Here is a 17,082-nt window from a genome sequence, read left to right as displayed (position 1 = left end):
TAGTTCTCCTTGTTTCTTGTGGATGATCAAGTGAATGTGAATAATTAAATTAAAATGAATTCGTAATGAGCCTGAATGATGTGTATACTTCGGGCTCAATTTTAATGTACGCTCAGCATGGGAGATAACTTGGTGGTGAAAGTCCGCTACAAGCTTGGCAGTAGGAACTGTTAGTCAAAGGCAATGGTGTGTCCATCGCGAGGTGGAATCTGAAGGAAGCCGGAGGCAAACCCTCGGTCTGACGAACAGAAATCGAGGGGCCAGTACTGCCCGAACGAAACCCGTCATGTAAATGTGGCAGATGGATAACGCGAAGACTATCGCTCTTACGGAGGTCTCAGCGACGTTAATAGAAAAAAAGGAAAGACGGAGTAAAGCTTGTGGTGAAAAACCAGCAGATGTTATACTACAGGGGAATTTTTTTGGGGGAAGGGCCGAACAATCGTAAGTCTTAAGTACATATTGGAAGAAAATCGACGTGATGAAAGCAGAATACCAAAAGCGCTGACCCCAAAAGGAACATGAAAAGGATACGAGAGCGTGGAGCGGCACCATTCGGGAAAGTAGAGAAAAAGGCGGTGCAATGGACTCACTGCAGAACAGATTCTGGACATAGACAATCCAATCTGAACAGGCATATAGTTATGCGGTAGAAATCCACCTGTCGAGGTACTACAATATGTTGGATCGTGATCTGCTGATGAATTTGTTGAGCAAACAAATCCAGGACAAGCGTGTAACCGACCTGTTAAAAATACCTTGAAAGAGGATTGGTGCACAACGGAATACGCCTTGAACCGAAAGAAGGCCCCTCCGCACGGAAGTCCGCTGGCCTCGCTTTTGGAAAACAACTACCTTGACGAATTATACCAGGCGATGAGGAGTAAACGAGATCCGTTATGAAGATGATATCGTGGTGCTTGTCCAAATTAGACGGGCAGCAGTGTGGTTCTGGAATCATGCCAGATGAACAGGAATAAAAGCAAGGTAGTCAGCGTAGTGGCCCGGGAACATTTCATATTCCTAGGCTTTGCATTGGAAAAGAACAGAAAAGGGTGTACATTTAAAAACACTTATAACTTTAAAAATCCAAAATTAAACAATTTTGTATCTTTTTCAAGGGTGTCAAATTTTTTTTGTATCAAAAGGTTCCTAATGACAAACTGTCATCAGGGCCTTTTTATTTTGAACAAATTAGAGTTTTTATGTCCAGACCCACACTCAATTTGAATCAATAGAGTACAAATCATTCTGCAACGAAATGCTCCCAGTCTGTCCAGTTTCAACCTGTACCTCTGTGGCAAATACCCCGGGCATACGTCCGTCTGGGAACCAGGGCATCTCTTTGTCGATTACAATAAACATGCCTTCTGCGTCACCGATGGGGGCAAATTGCTTTCCGTCTCCGGCAAAGGGTTCAAGGTGATACTGTCCATTCATTTTGCTTATGGTATCGGGAACATCATCGACGGGCAGGCCGATCTCGCTAATGCACAGCAGCTGCCCAGAATCAAAGGTTTCGTCGACTGCATTATCCAACGAATGGTGAGCGATGAACTCCATCAAATTGCCGCTGGGGTCATAGAAATAGAAAGCTGTTGCATCCCAGTAGGGGAAATAGAATTCATCTTTATCATCTTTAGAAAGCAAAGAGATTTTTCGATCTTGAACCCACTTCTTGGCTTCAGCGAGTTGGTTTGTCGGAATCGTAAATGCGACATGATAGAAGGGCTTTTCCTGATCAGGAGCTTGCTGAAATGAAAGGACCGAATTTCCTGTGCGAAGCGATACGGACGATGTACTCTCCTCCAGTAGCTCCAACTCCAATAACGTACCGTAAAACTGCTTCATTGCCTCCATTTGACCTGTGAACAAGTTAACCTCTTTTATTTGCATTCAAGTCACTCTCCCTCTGATCTTATCCTTGATTAAAATAATCAATGGTTTTCTCAATAAATGCTTTGGCAGATTGGGTCAGGTAACGGTCGGACCGATGAATGATCTCAAAGTGACGGTAAGGAGCATCGTCCGTAATTCGGATGATGCGTAGTGTCGGTTCATTCATTGCCTTGATCAGTGGATATGGCAGCACTGTTCCGCCAACGTTAGCTTTGACCAGACTAATAATGGAGGTTGCCGAACTTGTCTCCATGATTGTATTCAAGGTAAAGCCATATTTGCGGCAATAGCCATCAACCAGTTCTCTGCCTGTGAACCCTTCCGGGAACATTACGGTCTGAATATCGCGAAGTTCTTTAATACCAATCTCATTTCGTTCAGCCCAAGCGTGGTTTTCCGATACGGCGAGTACGTATTCTTCACTGCATAAAGGAATGCAGACAAGACGGTCATCAGAAATGGAAGTAAGCTCAATGCCGATGTCGACTTCGTTATCCAACACTTGATTCAATACATAAATCGAAGAAACAACCTTTAATTTCACCTTGGGAAAATGGGTATGAAAATTAACGAGCAATGGAGTAAGACGGTAGTCCAAATCGGACGGCAGGACTCCAATCACCAGCTTGCCTCGCTGATCATTGCGGAATTCAGCTAATGCATCTTGGGTATTCTGTAAATGCCGAACCATTTGTACACAGTGCTCCAGAAATAGCGTTCCCGCCTGCGTCATCACAATCTTTTTACCCACCCGGTCGAACAAGGGAACACCCAACTCATCCTCCAACGCTCGAATCTGTTGGCTCAGGGTAGGTTGAGAAATGCCAATTTTATCTGCTGCACGTGTGAAATGGAGTTCCTCACAAACGACGATAAAGTTCTCCATTTGACGGATTTCCATATGCATTCCCTCTAATCATTGGTTTTTATAATCATTTTAATAGAAACTATTGTATTGTTCAATCATTATAATGCTTCTATACTAGTCTTGCATCACAAAAAGATCTACAGCCTGGATCAATAGTGAATGCAACTATATAAGAATACATGAGGTGATCCTTAGTGAAACTGTTTTATATCGTCCTGGCGCTTATTCTGGCTTCATTGAATTTGCGACCACCTATTACATCCATTTCTCCCTTAATGAGTACCATACAAAGTGATCTGGGTATTAGCGGAATTATCGCAAGTCTGCTAACTACGCTTCCCGTATTATGTATGGGTATATTCGCTCCATTTTCCGTAAAGTTGAGCAGGAGATGGGGGAATGAGGGCGCGATCGTTTTGGCTTTAGTCCTTATTGGAATAGGTACGGCATTGCGGTTGTTCGTGGGTGCAACGCCTCTGATGATGTTTACTTCATTTCTATCCGGTGTAGGGATAGCATTGGCCGGTCCGCTGTTGTCCAGCTTTATCAAGCAGTATTTCCCTATGCGAGTTGCTGCCATGGTGGGGCTCTACTCTACAGCAATGGTCGTGGGGGCCAGCATTAGTGTTGGATTATCGGTTCCCCTTCAAAATCTCCTGGGTGGTTCGTGGAAGAGATCGTTAGCGATGTGGGCATTGCTCGCCGTCCTTGCTTTGCCGATCTGGATAAAATTAGCCTTGTCAGCACGAAAGGATCGACAATCCGGGCAGGTTTCAGCTGTGAATGTTGAAGCTCTTCCAGTGAAAAATATACGAGCATGGGTACTGACGTTGTTCTTCGGACTGATGGCAGCGATCTTCTATTCATTGACTGCATGGCTTGCGCCTGCGATCCAGAGCCAGGGATATACGAAAGAGACTGCCGGAAGCATCCAAACGTTATTTACTTTAATTTCATTGCCGTCTACGTTATTCATTCCAATGCTCGTTCACCGTTACCAAAGACGTGTATTCTGGCTTGTTGGATGTGCGTTAATGGAGTTAATAGGAGTCTTAATGCTGAACCTGTCCGTCAGTCCTTGGCTGGCCGCGATCCCACTCGGCATTGGTGCCGGGGGATTATTCCCGATCGCTCTAATGTTGCCCATTGATGAGACGAATAACGCTCAGGAAGCCAGCGCTTGGTCAGCCATGACTCAATCGGGCGGTTACATTCTGGGGGCTCTCGGTCCACTGGCGATCGGTTGGCTCCATGATACCACGGGCAGTTTTGTCCAAGCGTTCTATGGTCTGGCTATAATCATCGTGCTGCAAATCATAGTTCAGTTGGCGATAGGCAATAAAAAAAGCTCTCCAGCAGTTCATGATAAATCAGAGTCCAGAGTTTGACGAAAAAGATGGATATCGATGTGCAATGAGGTCTCTGGAGGTATCATCTTCATGCTGGTTCCTGTTGCGGGCACACATTGCAAATGGTTAGTTGGTGGCGGTAGTTAAACATGGTCGAGCAAGTCCAGATAGTGCTGTCGTAAGGATTCCTTTAAGGTATCGGGCTCCATGATCTTGATGGACTTGCCAAAGTTTGCGAGATAGCGAATGATGAACTCAATCTCATGGAATTCATACGACCCGACTAAATAGGCGTATCCATTTTGTCCAGTATCAGCTCCAGATTCGTTAATGATTCGCATGGATGGAAACTGTTCTTGCTGGAACAGCTCAACCCCGGCTTCATTGATCAGACATTTGAATGGGATAGCGTTCTCTGATGGTTTCCATAACGAGTGGGCATCCTGTAGATTGAGTTCATTAATATGTGGTATAGGTTCGATATCTGTCGCCTCGGATGAGGTGATCCGGTCACATCGGAACACACGGTACGCCTGTTTATCGAGATCATACGCCTGACAATACCAGTAGCCTTTCATGGCATAGAGGGCGATTGGCTGAATGGTGCGTATGCTGGGCTTAGTTTTATCGGGATTTGAGCTGGTATCTGGGTTACTGCTACTACTGCGAATATATTGATACGTAATCTGTATCACTATATTCTGTACAGCGGCCATTAATAGAAACTCCAAATGCTCACTATCCCGGATTTGCTCGGTGTGTCGAAAAGAGACCCGATGCTGGATTTGTTCAATATCCTGTCTCTGGTTTTCGGATAAGGCACTTAGAAACTTCTCGTGAATGGAACGAAAAGAGATCTGAAAGGGCAGGTTGGTAAAGCTGCGCAATGCCTGCATGGCAAAGTAGAGGGCATGAAGCTCACTTGTATTAAATGAAATGGGTGGCAGCTGCATTTGCTGAAGCAAACGATATCCCCCATAACGTCCATACTCGGCATAAATGGGAGCACCGATTTCCTCCAATGACGCGATGTCTCGTAATGCGGTTCTCTTGGATATCTGAAACTCCTGCATGAGATCTTGCAGGGTGAAGTGTTGTTTTTGATTGATAAAGCGCAGCATCTGGTTCATGCGTTCTGATTTTTTCATAAAAAAACCTCTCAATGGTGCCATGGATTGGCACCTTTTGTCGTTATAGTAAACAGTGTAATCCAATCACACGAAGGAGGCAATACAGATGAATTTTGAAGTGATCCCGTTTCTGTCGATGAATGGAGACGCTGCGGCAGCCATTGCTTTTTATGAGAAGTACCTGGGGGCCAATGTGTTGTTCAAGAAAAATTATAAAGAGATGAAGGAAATGAATCCGGGGTTTGAGTATCCTGAAGGGCAGGATGAATATATAACACATTCGGTACTCCAGATCGGGGTAAATAAATTGATGATTGCTGAGGAAGAAATGGATACGGGTCGACCGTGGCAGCAGGGAAACAGCACGTCATTATGCATTCAATCGAAAGATAAAAGTACGATGACGGAGCTGTATAATTCGCTGGTACAACATGAGCAGGTTAGGGTGTTGGTGCCTTATGAGCAAAACGAGTTTAGTCCGGGGTATGGAATCGTCCGTGATCCGTTCGGAATCGTGATTCAGCTTTGTGTGACGGTGCATGATTTTTAATTAGGTGAAAGTGAATCCGTAATGAGCCTGGAGGATGTATATCCTTTGGGCTCATTTTGAATTCTTTAGAAGTTGTGGTCTTCTTTTCCCTATACTTTTTGCAAACGGGTAGCTTCCAGCTTGGCAAGACGTTTCATCACTTTCTTCAGCATAACGGAGGCTTTGACACGGAGAGGAAGATCGTTGGATATTTCGATGCTGTACGTACCAGCGAGAATTTGCTCTTTGAGCTCGGCAACCGATGCACATGGACGATCCAGCACATTGAACACACTACCGTATTGCAGGCACTGGTGGGTATCGCTTCCGGCAGTGACGGGTTTACCGAGGGACTGGGCGAATGGTTCAACCTGACCGCGGCACGTCTCGATGCCGTATTGATACATATCCTTGGCGTTCAGATCAAAAGCGTCCAGACGTCCCAATAAATCACGATCGAGTTGATACAGCGGGGTGGACTCGCGGAAAGGGTGTGCGCCAATTTTGAGCAAAGGCCATGCTTCGGCCATATCCAACAGATTGGCAAAAGGAATGAATGAACCTTTGGCTGTATATTGCTCCAGGCCGCTGCGGACGGCAAGAATATGTTCTTTTTGACCCACCAGCAAAATATGTCCTGTCTCCTGAATATCCACTTCCATGCCGGGAAAAATGCGCAGTCCATCTGCATCGTAGTACTCCCCGTTGTATGGATAAAGACGATCCAGCGTCTCATAGACCTCGTAGAAGTTGCGGGTGTTAAAATGTTCGGTAAGCGCAAGGGCTTCGAGCCCGCTGGCTATGGCTTCGTTGACCATTTCGGTGAAGTAATCGACCGAGAAATCAGAGTTTTTGGATAATTTGCCGTGTGTATGAAGATCAATGCGCATAGAAGACACTCCTTTATTCCATGAATGATTAATGGTATGAATAGTTACAGCATTTTATTTTGAATTACAGAATCTCGTAATGCCCGCCGAGCCAGAACAGCAGTGCAACATAGATTGCCGATCCGGCGAGAAATCCGAGGTCACGTGAGTTGATTTTCAGATGGGCCAGCTTCAGGCGTTTGGACTCAGGATGTTTCATGCCGTACGAGAAACCGCGTGTCTCCAGTGCTTCCACCGTTGTGCGGGAACGTTTGGCGGTAGCCAGCATTAGCGGGAAGAAGGACACAACGAACAGCTTCATATAGTAGACAACGAGCCGCCAATAGAGCCATCCGTGCCGGGAGGGAACCTGACCTCGCAGTCTGTAGGACAGCATGATGTTGCGGAATTCACCGAACAGCACCGGCAATATGCGGTAAGCATAAGAGAGGCTGAAAGAAAACGTCGCAGGCATGCCGAGCGCAAGTAACCCATCGCCGATCCGTTCCGGGTCCATGCCCGAAAAGACGGTGATACTCGCCAGCGAGACGATGGACAGCTTCAAAGTAAGCAGCAGCAGGGGGAATGCAGATTCCAGATTGCCACCGAAGAACAGCGAGATGATAAACATCCACCCGACCTGACCGATCAACCCCAGGCAGAGAATGATAATGATAAAAGGAGCGGCTCTGGACAATATGGTGGTAGTCACCATCAACAGAAACATGCCGAGCAGCACAGTCCCGTTATGAACAAACCAGGGAACGATGGCAAAAAAGAGATACCAGATCAGCATGGCACGGGGATCAATCCGCGACAGGCTGGCATGTCCGCTGCCATATACGGTATTCATCAGCTCAAGCTGAATGCGTTCAATGGATATTTTGTCAAACCAGTTGCGGACAAGCTGCATGATGCATATCCTCCTTGGTGAGTGATTGATTCAAGAGAGTATCAACAAAAGCCTCGGTTGTCGGTGAAAGTGTCGGTAGACCCATCCGGTGAGAGAGCTCCATGATCTGTGTAAGCGCAAGTCCGGAGCGGCGCAGAAGGGACTCATCCGCAAACACGTCGGCAGGTGTGCTGTCTGCTTCCACCTGACCATTGTGAAGCACGATAACGCGACTAGCCCACTGGGTAACCAGCTGCATATCATGCGTGGCAATGACGGTTGTTCGCACATGCTGATCCAGCTCATCCAGTACACCTATCAGTTCCTCGCGGGTGGCAAGGTCCAGATTGGCAGTGGGCTCATCCAGCAGCATAAGTGAAGGCTTCATGGCTGCACCGATGGCAAGTGTGACACGCCGCTGTTGTCCGCCACTGAGAAGCCGGGCATCCCGCTCTTGCAGCGGAGTAAGCCGAAAACGCTCCAGTACATGTGCAATTTGCTGGTCAGCTTCCGGGATGCGACGGTTCTTCAGGAAATACGCGACTTCTTTACGAACACTGTCTTCGATAAACATTTCGGAAGAGTTCTGAAAAATATAGGCGACCTTCCCCGCCAGCTGCTCCAAAGAGGAACGGTGCGTAACTTCACCCAGAACACTGACACTGCCTTCTTGAGGTAGGCTAATGCCAGCCATCATCTTCAGTAAGGAGGATTTACCCGCACCATTGTTGCCAATCAAGGCAATCCGTTCTCCTTCATGGAGTGAAATATTAACTCCACGAATGACTTCATGTTCTTTTTTGCCCAGTCCTCTGTAACGTAGCCGGGTTTGATGAAACTGTACAATAGGGATCAACGGTTCAGCAGCCCAGGCAGGCGTTGAACGCTTGGTATTTGCAATTTGGCTAGAAACGTCGCGTGCCAAGTTCGAATAGGATGAAGGTTCATTTTGCAAAGAAGCGGATGGAATGGATGGGTAATGCTCGGCAAAATAAACGTTTGCTTCTTCCACAGTAATCGGGAAGCGTCGTTCTGAACCTGAGAGGCCCGCAATTGTTTTTTCTCCCTGCGATAACTCTGCAGCCTGAATAGCTGCCCGTGTAACCTCAGGAGGTTGAATGCCCAGCCGTTCCAGATCCGCAATTCGATTCAAACCTTCCTTAACAGGAAGGTTCCACAAGACCCGGCCTTTGTCCATCAATACCACATCTGCGCAGAAGTCGGCGATAAATTCAGTATGGTGCTCGATGACGATAATCGTCTTGCCATATTCCGTATTCAATTTCGAAAGACACTCATAGATGAGTCTTGCATGCTGCGGGTCAAGCTGTGAGACAGGTTCATCCACGATCAGGATATCGGGGTCGAGCGACAGAGCTCCGGCCAGAGCGAGCAGATGTTTCTGCCCACCACTCAATTCCCAGATGTATCGGTTATGAATGGTATCCAGACCACACATGGCAAGTGCGCGTTCTCCGAGCTCCCGATAGTTGGGCAGTCCGTAGTTGAGTGGTGCAAAGCAAGCCTCGTCCAAGACGGTGGGACGCACGAGCTGGTTATCGAAATCCTGATAGACGTAACCGATCTTTCTGGACAGATCTGCAACACTTCGCCCTTCGGCAGGCATGCCAAGTACATGAACTTCACCGGAGAAGTCTCCTGTGTAGAATTGAGGAATAAGGCCATTGAACAACTTGCACAGGGTGGATTTGCCGCAGCCGTTGCCCCCGATAATGGCTGTAAAACTGCCTCGTGGGAGTTCGAGTGAAGCTCCGTTCAGGACGGGCTCTTCGGAGCCAGGATACGTAAAGATGACATTTTGAATGGAAATGGCAGAATCCGATGCGGAAACAGAAGCTGATGTGGACATTTCATTATGCATAAGGGCGATTCTCCGTACCGGGTACCGTTTTGTTTTTGCTTCGTTTAGCGCGCATGATCAGTAATGTCACCACAGCAACCAATGCGGCAGCTCCGATACTAATCCATATTGAAGCCGAACCATATTGATCTGCATAGTCCGTCTCCCAAACAGCGAAGTTGATATCCATTTCGGACAGGGATTCCGCACCAAAGGCCAGCCCAAGCAGCAGCACACCGATCAGGATCAGTTTCGGACGGAAGAAGCCGATTCCTTCATACTTCATCCCTGGATTACGAGGTTTGATGCCGAGCAGTGGTTCAATTTTGCCATAGAGTAGGGGTACGAGATACAGCGTAGGCAGCAGAGCGAACAGGATGCCTGAGAACAGTACGTCATTCAGAAAGCCAACCCCTTCAATCAGCACAACACTTTCCGCAAGTCCAGGGACGGCTTCCAGCTGCTCCACACCAATCCACACTTTACCGATATCCACCAGTGAACTAAGGAACTGATGAATGATGACGCCTGTCATAGCTGCGATTCCGACCTGTCTGCGATTGCGAGGATCACTGACCATACGTCCTGCGACATACATGGCAAAGGAAAAGGTAAGGAATTTCTCCAGCTCGCCCAGTCCGCCAAATTGCCCCAGCATCAGCTCACCGAAGATCACTTCGCCAAGAGCCGCACCAAGGGCAGCAATCATGGGGTGGAACAAAATGCAAAGTGTCAGCGGAATGAAGGCAAAGTACTCAACAGACAATTCAATCGGTCCAAGCTGGAGCTTGGGAATAAGCTCTGTGAACATGTTGGACAAGCCGTACAGTGACATGGAAAGCACAAACACCATCATTTTCTGTGAAGACGTCAGCGTATAACGCTCAGTCATCTTCTTCATCGTTACATACCTCCCTGAAAGTTAGTGATCATCATAGCCACAGTCTAGGGGCAGAGTATTAACGGGAAAGAAGACATTTGTAAATCTGATGTAATTTTTATTACACATTATAAAAATAATGAAAAAAATATTACATACATTACCCACTTCTCTTCCTTTCAACTGATATACTGAGTGCAGAGCGAGAAAAGGAGTGCATACGGAATGAATTTGTTTACTCATAAAGAACAGCTGTCACCAGGTCATCTGAAAATTGCTGATTTTGTTGAACGCAATCCGGAAGAGATTCTGTTCATGACGGAACAGGAGATTGCGGACAGGTTGGGGGTCAGTATTGCGACCGTATCCCGTTTCTGGCGGGCGGTTGGATATGACAATGCCAAAGCATTCAAAATCCGGCTTCGTACATCCGAAGACACTACACCTGCCCTTAAATTAAATAAAACCATATCCCGCATGGATACGGACAGCCTTCCCGTTCAGTTACTGGAGGCCTCCGTCAGCCATTTGCAGGAGACGTTATCCCATATGAAGCAGGGGGATCTGGAGCACGCAGCAGCGATCCTTGCTGAAGCACGAAGAGTATATGTGTATGCTCCAGGGCCTTCCGCTGGTTTGGCGGAATTATTGTCCTTTCGGTTATCCCGATTCGGATTGACGGTCATCCACCTCGCCGGAGGTGGCCATGAATTATTGGAATCACTGATGCATATGCAACGGGAGGATGTTGTGCTGCTGATGTGTTTTACAAGACTCTTGCCTGAAGCAGAGGTCATTCTGGATTATGCCAGAGATACAGGCAGTAAAGCCGTACTTGTAACAGATCGGGAAGACCTCTTATATGGATTGGGGACGGAGTTATCTTTTTACGTTAGTAGAGGGGAGCTTGGCGAATTTCATTCCATGGTTACTCCACTACTGTTAATGGAACAACTGGTGCTGGCGGTGGGATTGATGCAGAAGGACCATGCGCTGTCTAAGCTGGAGCGGCTCGCTGACTTGCGCAGTCGATACGCAGATAAATTGCCGCGAGACTGATGGATGAAATAGGTAGCGTAATATACAGAGACGACTACTGATAACATCAAAGCTATGGAAGGTTATACCATAATTAGGGGCGGTTAATCCGCTCCTTTTTGTGTTAGAATTTGCTCATGAAAAATAATGTTTAGACAGTTAGTTTATTGGGTATAAAAAGTCAAGCCGTAACGAATTGTTAGAAATTGATTTGGGAGTGATCCAATTGACTGCAATTGGAGTATACAATAATAGAGTCGTCTCTATTCAGTTGAATACATAATTGCACTACAACAGGAACTGCCAGAATGAGAACGGTTTAATCATGGGAAGAAGTCAGGGAGTGGGGATCGCTTTGCCTATAGTAGATGTGGAAAAAAAAGATGTTGTTACCGATGCGCTGGTCATTAAGGCCATGGAGAAAAGTCTGGCTATCATTCGATTCGATATGGATCGACGGGTTACGTATGTAAATGAAGTTTTTGCCCAGACGATGGGCTATTCCGTAGCTGAGATGTATGGCATGCAGCATGAGCAATTTTGTTTCGACGAATTCGTGAAAAGCCCTGACTATAATGCGTTTTGGAGTAGTATTTTTAACGGTACTAGCTTCCAGGATAAGGTTGAACGCAAGGATGCAAAGGGAAATCCCGTATGGCTTGAAGCGACATATATGCCCGTCTATGATGAATTGAATCAGAATATATTGGGTGTGTCCAAAATAGCTACAAACATCACGACCCGTCAGAATAATATTTCAGCTGTAGTTAATGAACTGAAGACGATGTCACATGATCTGAACGAACATGCTGATATCGGCATTGAGCGAAGCCGTGAGCTGATGTCCAGTATCACGTATATATCTGAAGTTTCCGCCCACAACCGAGCGACACTGAATCATTTGCAAGAACAGGCACGTTCTATCCAGGGAGTTGTTAAAACGATTCGCGAAATTGCGTCGCAGACCCAGCTTCTGGCCCTGAACGCTGCGATTGAAGCGGCACATGCAGGCGAATATGGGCGCGGGTTCGATGTTGTAGCCAAGGAAGTACGCAAACTATCGGCCATGGTCGAAAATTCCATTAATGAGATTCGGGATAGTGTGAATGGGATAACCAAAGAGATTACGAACATTTCTGGCGGAACACAGAAGGTGGAAGGCTACGTGGAGCGAAGTCAGCAGCAGATCGAGGTGGCGTTGAATGATTTTACAACCATTGCGGCGTCTGCACATCTACTTGATGAGAAGGCGCAACACGTAACCAAAATCGTATAGATAAGGTAAACTCCAATAACCCCTAGGGAAGCGGGTGCCAATAGAGGCATCTGCTTTTTTGTTGTTCAAAAAAACGGGAATTATTGTGAGCAATCGGGGAAACAATACTCTGGAATACCTGCAAGTTCATAGCGCAGAGAAATGTTGGGGTGAGGGTGATGTGGTCAACGATTTGGTCGTACGTGCCGGAGTGGCCCATATGGTTACAGGCTTTTTTGTTATGTGTCATTCCGCTATCGATTCTGAAAATAACCCGTTGGATTCGTTCTTCCGTGGATCAGGGAAGCTTCGCAATTTCTACAGATCAAAACCAAGGCAATAACGACGAGCAATCTGTATCATCAGGATCTGATGAGAACCAGAGTTTAGAAACAGGGCGTTATGCCAATATCAAGCTTACCGGGAATTATGTTACCGATTTAATTAGTTCAAAGGAGACCTTTGCTCAGAATGCTGATGTACATATTCGAGAGTTTACAATACGAGGCACGAATACAAGGGCAGCGGTCATGTATATTGATGGTCTTGTGGACCAGCAATTGATTGATGAGCATCTGATTACACCTCTGATGATCAGGGGTGTACCGGAACTGCAACAGGAGAGCTTCCTTCATCCAGTCGATATACATCAGATTAAGAACTATCTAAGTAATCAACTTCTGCCTGTCAGCCAGATACAGGAGACCGAATCGTTACAGGAGCTGGCCTTGGGAGTACTTGGGGGTAAAAATGCACTCCTTGTGGATGGCATGCAAGGTGCACTGATGATTGGCACACCCAAAGGAATAAGCCGCAACATTGAAGAGCCCTTGTCCGAAGCATTGCTTCGCGGGCCAAGAATTGGATTTACGGAGCATCTCAGTGACAATACAGGTATACTGCGACGCTTCGGAAGCAATCAGAGTTTGTTTATTCAGAAATTTGAAGTGGGTACCCGGATCAAGAAGGATCTTGCTATCGCGTATATAGAGGATATTGCCGATCCTGAGCTTGTGGCAGAGGTCCAGAGGCGCATAGAAGGATTGGATATGGATGTCATGCTGGAATCCGGTTATGTGGAGCAGCTAATTGAAGACGATGAGCTGAGTCCGTTTCAACAGATCCAAAACACGGAAAGGCCAGACCGCGTAATCAGCGGAATGTTAGAGGGGCGTGTTGCCATACTGCTTGATGGTACACCGTTTGCCTTAATTGTGCCCGCAACCTTCAGTATGCTGCTGCAATCTCCTGAGGATTATTATGAGCGCTGGATACCAGGCACATTTCTGCGCATGCTTCGTTTTCTGGCAGCCATGATTGCGCTATTTGCTCCTGCCTTGTACATCTCCTTTATTTCATTTCATCCTGGTCTGATTCCCACGAAGTTGGCATTGACCATTATTGAGACGCGAAATGGTGTACCGTTTCCTTCCATTATTGAAGCTCTCATTATGGAGACAGCCATTGAAATATTGCGTGAGGCTGGTATCCGTCTGCCCAAACCGATCGGTCCGGCGATGGGCATCGTCGGTGGTCTCATTATTGGGGATGCGGCCGTACAGGCCGGTATTGTCAGTCCATTTCTCGTCATCGTAGTTGCGGTAACGGCGATCTCCTCATTTTCCATCCCTACCTATAGTGCTGGAATTACACTGCGAATTTTACGTTTTACAGGCATGTTCAGTGCAGCGGCGCTTGGATTATTCGGGGTGATTATGTTCTTCCTGCTTATTTGCAGCCATCTCGTGCGCCTGAAAAGCTTTGGGGTTCCCTATGTCAGCCCAGTGGTTCCGTATAGCTTGAGCGAATGGAAGGACTTGCTGATCCGTGCACCATTAAAAATGATGAGGCGGCGTCCGCGCATGATGAACCCTACCGATCCGGATCGCAAGAAATAGATGAATAGCAAGATTAACAAGATTAACATAAACATTTTAAACCAGAGCAAAGAGGTGATAACGTGAATCGTCCCACGGATAAGCTGACGACAACCCAGACCGGAGTCATGATTATCAATTACATGCTGGGCGCTGGGATTTTGACACTTCCGCGTACTACGGTTGAGGCAGTAGACACACCGGATGTCTGGATCTCCATCATCATATCCGGGCTAATCGCCACGTTTATCGGCATTATGCTCGTCATCCTGTGTCGACGATTTCCTGGCAAAACGGGTTTTCAGTTTGTTCAGGAAATAACAGGTTCATGGATTGCTTTTATACTGGGAGCGGTTGCGATTATCTATTTTCTGGTCATTTCGGCATTTGAAATTCGGGTCATGGCAGAAGTAACCGGACTTTATCTGCTGGAAGGAACACCGGTCTGGGCTATTGTTATGGTCTTCATGTGGGTGGGCATCTATTTGAACTCAGGCGGTCTTGGTGCAGTAGCACGTTTATTCGAGATTATTTTGCCCATCACACTTATCATTTTTGTCATTGCGATTTTGCTTAGCAGCAAACTGTTTGAAATTAATAACCTGAGACCCGTATTGGGAGAAGGGATTATGCCGGTATTCAAGGGACTTAAGTCAACTTTGCTTGCGTATACGGGCTATGAAGTGATGTTTGTCATCATGGCTTATATGCAGCACCCGCAAAAAGGGATCAAAGCGGTAATGTGGGGTACGCTCGTTCCGACAGGCATCTACTTAATTACGGTAGTTATGGTAATCGGAAGTCTTTCCATTGAAGGCATGAAAACTCGAACGTGGCCTACCCTGGATCTGATGAGAAGCTTTGAGCTACAGGGATTGATCTTTGAGCGTTTTGAATCGCTGCTGCTCGTGATCTGGATCATGCAAATCTTCTCGACCTTTTCGATCACACACTATGCAGCTACCGTTGGCTGTGCCCAGTTGTTCAAAAGCAAGAAAATTTTACCCGCCATGTTTATCCTGCTGCCTGTAATTTATATCATCGCCTTAATTCCCAAGGATGTGAACGAAACATTTCAACTGGGGGATGCGGTGGGTAATTTATCCATTTACCTATTTGGAATTCTGCCTACAGTCCTGCTGTTGATTAGCATCCTCCGCAAAAAAGGAGGGAAGTACGCATGAGTCGCAAAGTCAGATTAGCGCTATTGCTGCCTGGATTAATGCTGCTGTTGTTTACCTCTGGATGCTGGAGCAGCAAAGAGATTGAGGATCTTAGTGTGTACGTGGGACTGGGTATTGATGTTGCCAAAGAGACAGAATTTGAGAAGAGTGTGAATGAACAGGGTGGACACTATCCGAAAAGGAATAATATCACAGCTACGGTTCAGATTGTTCCTAAGGGATCATCCAAGGAAGAGAGCCAGCAAGGATCACCTGGAGCAGGGAAGTCCTATTTTAACGAACAATTAACAGGCGATTCAGTTATACAGATATTTCGTCAGTTTTCTCTGAGAAGAGATCGGCCGCTGATTGGACATCATCTGAAAGTCATCGTGGTATCCTCCGAGGTGGCCCGGAAATTCAGACTGGATCAACTGCTTGATTTTGTGTTGCGTGATAATGATATTCGGCCAAGCTGTCTGGTTGTTGTCAGTGATCGCAGGGCACTGGATGCATTGACGTCCAACGATCCCAGTGAGATTCCTTCATTCTACCTTACCGGACTTGTGGACAATGTGTATCGTACCAATAAAATTCTGCCACCAGTGTCACTCGCCAAATTGGATGCAACCATGCAATCGGGATCAAGCTATTTGCTGCAAAATGTCATCTCCTATGAGGGGGAACACAAGTTTTCGGGAGCGGCCATTTTTAGCGGGAAAACGAACCGATGGATCGGAAGTCTGAATCAGACGGACATGGAGGGACTATCCTGGGTACAAGGAAAAGCGAAAGGTGGGGTCGTTAAGACGTATACACACAAAGACGGCAGCACCATAACCTACGAGATTAAACACATAAAATCGAAAATTATTCCCACAGTTAAGGGGGACGATATTTCATTTCATGTTCAAATAGAATCAGACGGCTGGTTTATGGAAAATTGGACAGCTCCGGAAGCGCATGGTTCTGAGCATTATCTGGATGGTCTGGAGAAGGACTTCGGTCATATGGCTGAACAACAGGTAGATCAATTGCTTCACAAAATGCAGGATGTCTACAAGGTGGATGCAGCAGGGTTTGGCGATAAGCTGCGAATCAAATATCCACGGGTATGGAAGAAAATTAAAAATAACTGGGACGAAACGTTTAGTGAAATTCCGATCACGTATGATATTAAAGTTAAAATCACAAATCAGGGATCATCGACGGAATAAGGGGACGTTCTTTTTGTTTTTCTGATCGCTGCAATTAGTTTGAATTGTGCCTACGGAAGTGGTGACGGAAGCGGTCGGTATCTGATCCGTGGGGACCCAAAGCTAATTTTTGAGAAGTGACTTATACAACATGTACAGAGAAGAGCCCTCTCTATCCGATATGAACTGTGACCCGTAAGATAGACACTTTGAAAAAAGTGCCCTCTTACGGGTCTTTTGTGTTTTAATCAGATTAGAAAAAGTTTGCGAGGGTGC

14 protein-coding genes are annotated in these 17,082 nt (G+C 46.5%); 7 read left to right on the top strand and 7 right to left on the bottom strand.

The annotated features are described in order from the left end of the window. Positions 1-1,221: 1,221 nt before the first annotated feature. Both CRO25_RS32270 and CRO25_RS32265 read right to left on the bottom strand, forming a co-directional pair. Positions 1,222-1,896, bottom strand: a complete 675-nt coding sequence (locus tag CRO25_RS32270; RefSeq protein ID WP_079697708.1) for a VOC family protein — start codon at positions 1,894-1,896, stop codon at positions 1,222-1,224. Positions 1,897-1,918: 22 nt separating this feature from the next. Beyond that, positions 1,919-2,800, bottom strand: coding sequence for a LysR family transcriptional regulator (locus CRO25_RS32265; protein ID WP_079697707.1), 882 nt, complete (start codon positions 2,798-2,800; stop codon positions 1,919-1,921). 161 nt (positions 2,801-2,961) lie between these two features. Here CRO25_RS32265 and CRO25_RS32260 point away from each other — a divergent pair, with 161 nt between their 5' ends. Next, positions 2,962-4,155, top strand: coding sequence for a CynX/NimT family MFS transporter (locus CRO25_RS32260; RefSeq protein WP_079697706.1), 1,194 nt, complete (start codon positions 2,962-2,964; stop codon positions 4,153-4,155). A gap of 104 nt (positions 4,156-4,259) precedes the next feature. On the opposite strand, the gene CRO25_RS32255 is transcribed toward CRO25_RS32260, so the two are convergent. After that, positions 4,260-5,264 carry a YafY family protein gene (locus tag CRO25_RS32255; protein ID WP_079697705.1) on the bottom strand — a complete coding sequence of 335 codons (1,005 nt, stop codon included), beginning with the start codon at positions 5,262-5,264 and terminating at the stop codon, positions 4,260-4,262. Between the two features lie 88 nt (positions 5,265-5,352). Here CRO25_RS32255 and CRO25_RS32250 point away from each other — a divergent pair, with 88 nt between their 5' ends. Next, positions 5,353-5,796, top strand: a complete 444-nt coding sequence (locus CRO25_RS32250; RefSeq protein ID WP_063567055.1) for a VOC family protein — start codon at positions 5,353-5,355, stop codon at positions 5,794-5,796. Positions 5,797-5,885: 89 nt separating this feature from the next. Here CRO25_RS32250 and CRO25_RS32245 read toward each other — a convergent pair whose 3' ends face one another. The 4 genes from CRO25_RS32245 to CRO25_RS32230 form a co-directional block, all read right to left on the bottom strand. Further along, the gene (locus tag CRO25_RS32245; RefSeq protein WP_072735609.1) at positions 5,886-6,665 is read right to left on the bottom strand and encodes a PHP domain-containing protein; all 780 of its coding nucleotides are present in this window, start codon (positions 6,663-6,665) and stop codon (positions 5,886-5,888) included. A gap of 64 nt (positions 6,666-6,729) precedes the next feature. Continuing rightward, complete coding sequence (locus CRO25_RS32240; protein ID WP_079697704.1) at positions 6,730-7,557, bottom strand: energy-coupling factor transporter transmembrane protein EcfT; 828 nt, start codon at positions 7,555-7,557, stop codon at positions 6,730-6,732. Beyond that, the gene (locus tag CRO25_RS32235; RefSeq protein WP_079697703.1) at positions 7,532-9,418 is read right to left on the bottom strand and encodes an ABC transporter ATP-binding protein; all 1,887 of its coding nucleotides are present in this window, start codon (positions 9,416-9,418) and stop codon (positions 7,532-7,534) included. Before CRO25_RS32235 ends, CRO25_RS32240 begins: the two co-directional genes overlap by 26 nt. Continuing rightward, positions 9,411-10,298 carry a hypothetical protein gene (locus tag CRO25_RS32230; RefSeq protein WP_063567058.1) on the bottom strand — a complete coding sequence of 296 codons (888 nt, stop codon included), beginning with the start codon at positions 10,296-10,298 and terminating at the stop codon, positions 9,411-9,413. The genes CRO25_RS32235 and CRO25_RS32230 overlap by 8 nt, the downstream gene beginning before the upstream one ends. 204 nt (positions 10,299-10,502) lie before the next feature. On the opposite strand from CRO25_RS32230, the gene CRO25_RS32225 reads away from it, so the two are divergent. The 5 genes from CRO25_RS32225 to CRO25_RS32205 all read left to right on the top strand — a co-directional run bounded on the left by CRO25_RS32225 (position 10,503) and on the right by CRO25_RS32205 (position 16,827). Next, a complete protein-coding gene (locus CRO25_RS32225; protein ID WP_079697702.1) occupies positions 10,503-11,336 on the top strand; it encodes a MurR/RpiR family transcriptional regulator in 834 nt (277 codons plus the stop codon). Positions 11,337-11,640: 304 nt separating this feature from the next. Beyond that, entirely contained in the window at positions 11,641-12,591 is a 951-nt protein-coding gene (locus tag CRO25_RS32220; protein WP_063567060.1) for a methyl-accepting chemotaxis protein, read from the top strand. Between the two features lie 158 nt (positions 12,592-12,749). Next, a complete protein-coding gene (locus CRO25_RS32215) occupies positions 12,750-14,468 on the top strand; it encodes a spore germination protein (RefSeq protein WP_079697701.1) in 1,719 nt (572 codons plus the stop codon). Between the two features lie 62 nt (positions 14,469-14,530). Then, positions 14,531-15,631 carry a spore germination protein gene (locus CRO25_RS32210; protein ID WP_072735605.1) on the top strand — a complete coding sequence of 367 codons (1,101 nt, stop codon included), beginning with the start codon at positions 14,531-14,533 and terminating at the stop codon, positions 15,629-15,631. Then, a complete protein-coding gene (locus CRO25_RS32205; RefSeq protein ID WP_063567062.1) occupies positions 15,628-16,827 on the top strand; it encodes a Ger(x)C family spore germination protein in 1,200 nt (399 codons plus the stop codon). The genes CRO25_RS32210 and CRO25_RS32205 overlap by 4 nt, the downstream gene beginning before the upstream one ends. Positions 16,828-17,082: the final 255 nt, after the last annotated feature.

Origin of the sequence: Paenibacillus sp. RU5M (genome assembly GCF_900221055.1) — a bacterium.
GTDB lineage: Bacteria > Bacillota > Bacilli > Paenibacillales > Paenibacillaceae > Paenibacillus > Paenibacillus marchantiae.
Note: the sequence above shows the minus strand (reverse complement) of the source record. Positions and strands in the feature narration are given on the sequence as shown.

Coding starts and splice junctions, on each gene's coding strand:
- CRO25_RS32250 (WP_063567055.1), top strand. CDS start 5,353: ATGAATTTTGAAGTGATCCCGTTTCTGTCGATGAATGGAGACGCTGCG.
- CRO25_RS32235 (WP_079697703.1), bottom strand. CDS start 9,418: ATGCATAATGAAATGTCCACATCAGCTTCTGTTTCCGCATCGGATTCT.
- CRO25_RS32245 (WP_072735609.1), bottom strand. CDS start 6,665: ATGCGCATTGATCTTCATACACACGGCAAATTATCCAAAAACTCTGAT.
- CRO25_RS32265 (WP_079697707.1), bottom strand. CDS start 2,800: ATGGAAATCCGTCAAATGGAGAACTTTATCGTCGTTTGTGAGGAACTC.
- CRO25_RS32255 (WP_079697705.1), bottom strand. CDS start 5,264: ATGAAAAAATCAGAACGCATGAACCAGATGCTGCGCTTTATCAATCAA.
- CRO25_RS32225 (WP_079697702.1), top strand. CDS start 10,503: ATGAATTTGTTTACTCATAAAGAACAGCTGTCACCAGGTCATCTGAAA.
- CRO25_RS32240 (WP_079697704.1), bottom strand. CDS start 7,557: ATGCAGCTTGTCCGCAACTGGTTTGACAAAATATCCATTGAACGCATT.
- CRO25_RS32215 (WP_079697701.1), top strand. CDS start 12,750: ATGTGGTCAACGATTTGGTCGTACGTGCCGGAGTGGCCCATATGGTTA.
- CRO25_RS32205 (WP_063567062.1), top strand. CDS start 15,628: ATGAGTCGCAAAGTCAGATTAGCGCTATTGCTGCCTGGATTAATGCTG.
- CRO25_RS32230 (WP_063567058.1), bottom strand. CDS start 10,298: ATGAAGAAGATGACTGAGCGTTATACGCTGACGTCTTCACAGAAAATG.
- CRO25_RS32220 (WP_063567060.1), top strand. CDS start 11,641: ATGGGAAGAAGTCAGGGAGTGGGGATCGCTTTGCCTATAGTAGATGTG.
- CRO25_RS32270 (WP_079697708.1), bottom strand. CDS start 1,896: ATGCAAATAAAAGAGGTTAACTTGTTCACAGGTCAAATGGAGGCAATG.